We start from the raw sequence: 1,919 nt of genomic DNA on the forward strand, positions 1-1,919 counted from the left end.
GAAAAAGCATCTTCCTTTTTACTAAGGTCGAGAGGTAACTGTTTGAGAATATCGCCCATTGCATCACGAATCTGTAATTCTTTCTTATCCGTAATATCGGTTTCGTATTCATCGGTTTCACCTCTGAGCCATTCAATAGATACATGAAGTGCTTCCGAAAGACCTTCCAGCACCATCTTTTTGGTATTGTCAATCGAACCATTCTCATAACGCAGGATTGTGGAAGCGGTAACTCCCATCTTCTCTGCAACATAAGGCTGTGTCAGATTTAATTCCAGACGACGCTGTTTTGCCCTGCTGCCTATCAGCTTGCGTAGTTCTTTATCTTTCATGCTGATTGCCTCCTTTTTCGGTATGTATGAATTATAGCATGTACCTCACATAATTGCAATATGCAATATAATAATTATTTTTAAAATTTCATAACGCTTGACAACACAATATAAAACCGCTATACTAACAGCACAACAAAAATTGCATAATGCAATTCATAAGGAGGTGACAAGATGACGGAAAGAAAGATTGCATTATCCATCGAGGAAGCAGCCGACTATACAGGAATTGGCAGAAATACTTTGAGAAAGCTGGTTGAATGGAAGAAGCTTCCGGTATTAAAGGTCGGAAGAAAAGTCCTTATTAAAACTGACATTCTGGAAAAGTTCATGGAAGCCAACGAGGGGCGAGATCTGAGGGATAAAGGGAATGTAAAAGCTGTCACAAGAAATGTGGCAACTTAAAAAGGCGGCTTCCTACGAAACCGCCAAAGGTTCTATCAGACCGAAGCCATGATATACCTACACGCAAGAGGATTATACCATGTGCTTCTCCTGATATGCAACCGGGAACTGTTGTTTATCGGAAAAAGAAAGGATGAAGACGATATGGCGAAATCAACAAAGACTTATGAAGAAAGAATACGTGCATTAGAGAAAAAGGAACATGAAAGCATTGAAGCTACCAAAAAGCTCATAGCACAGCGGAAAGAACTGGAAAAGAGAAAGAAAGCTGAAGAAAGTAAAAAACGAACCCACAGGCTCTGTCAGATTGGCGGTGCGGTGGAATCGGTTCTTGGCTGTCCGATTGAGGAGGAAGATTTACCAAAGTTGATAGGCTTCTTAAAAAGGCAGGAAACAAACGGAAAGTTTTTCTCAAAGGCGATGCAGAAAGAGCCACTTACAGATATGGAGGAAGTGTAATGGCGGAGGGAGTGGTTTTTCCATTCCCTTCATTGCCTTTGAATGAAGGGCGCACTTATGGACAACCAGAGGTCGTCCTTATAAGTTTGCCACAAGTGGCAACCGGTCTGCGCTTACGCTTGCCGGGCTCGTTCCGTCGGCGGGGCTTTCAGCCAGACCTGCTCATGCCGCAGGGGGCACTCTTGCGCAGAGGGCGTTCCGACAGCTTCACTTCTGCCAAACCAGAAGAAGATGCTGTCGGAAATCAATGCCGGATACGGCAGAAAGGGGGAATCGTATCATGGCGATATTTCACTTTACAGTAAAGATTGTCGGGCGCAGTAAAGGAAAATCTGTCATATCCGCATCGGCATATCTTAATGGAGATGTGATGAAGAATGAGGAAACAGGCAGAATCAGTTACTATACTTCCAAAAAGGAAGTCGTCTACACCAGTCTGATGATGTGCGAAAATGCACCTCCTGAATGGCTGCATGTACCGGAAGAAAATATAAAAAGGTTTCAACAGTCTATCCGTTATAAAAGAGCGGATGATAAAGATGCCGCACTGGAAAAGTTTAAAATCACATTTCAGAAACAGCGTCTATGGAATGAGGTATTGAAGATAGAAAAAAATGCAGATGCACAGCTTGGACGCTCATTTGAATTTTCCCTGCCGAAAGAATGGAGCAGACAGGAACAGATTGATTATACAACCGAATATATTCAAAAGACTTTCGTGGA

5 protein-coding genes are annotated in these 1,919 nt (G+C 42.6%); 4 read left to right on the forward strand and 1 reads right to left on the reverse strand.

Going from position 1 to position 1,919, the window contains the following annotated elements; all coding sequences use genetic code 11:
• A partial coding sequence (locus DW981_RS14565; protein WP_147352682.1) for a helix-turn-helix transcriptional regulator occupies nucleotides 1-332 on the reverse strand: 332 nt, incomplete at its 3' end.
• Between the two features lie 174 nt (nucleotides 333-506).
• Between DW981_RS14565 and DW981_RS14570 the strand changes: the two genes are divergently transcribed.
• The 4 genes from DW981_RS14570 to DW981_RS14585 form a co-directional block, all read left to right on the forward strand.
• A complete protein-coding gene (locus DW981_RS14570) occupies nucleotides 507-737 on the forward strand; it encodes a helix-turn-helix domain-containing protein (protein ID WP_003505382.1) in 231 nt (76 codons plus the stop codon).
• A gap of 144 nt (nucleotides 738-881) precedes the next feature.
• Nucleotides 882-1,196, forward strand: coding sequence for a relaxasome subunit MobC (locus DW981_RS14575; RefSeq protein ID WP_118508238.1), 315 nt, complete (start codon nucleotides 882-884; stop codon nucleotides 1,194-1,196).
• Nucleotides 1,196-1,501, forward strand: a complete 306-nt coding sequence (locus DW981_RS14580; RefSeq protein ID WP_005345966.1) for a hypothetical protein — start codon at nucleotides 1,196-1,198, stop codon at nucleotides 1,499-1,501. The genes DW981_RS14575 and DW981_RS14580 overlap by 1 nt, the downstream gene beginning before the upstream one ends.
• On the forward strand, nucleotides 1,477-1,919 hold a 443-nt coding region (locus DW981_RS14585; RefSeq protein ID WP_172680507.1), incomplete at its 3' end, for a MobA/MobL family protein. The genes DW981_RS14580 and DW981_RS14585, both read left to right, overlap by 25 nt.

Origin of the sequence: Clostridium sp. AM49-4BH (assembly GCF_003478335.1) — a bacterium.
GTDB lineage: Bacteria > Bacillota > Clostridia > Lachnospirales > Lachnospiraceae > Butyribacter.

Coding starts and splice junctions, on each gene's coding strand:
- DW981_RS14580 (WP_005345966.1), top strand. CDS start 1,196: ATGGCGGAGGGAGTGGTTTTTCCATTCCCTTCATTGCCTTTGAATGAA.
- DW981_RS14570 (WP_003505382.1), top strand. CDS start 507: ATGACGGAAAGAAAGATTGCATTATCCATCGAGGAAGCAGCCGACTAT.
- DW981_RS14575 (WP_118508238.1), top strand. CDS start 882: ATGGCGAAATCAACAAAGACTTATGAAGAAAGAATACGTGCATTAGAG.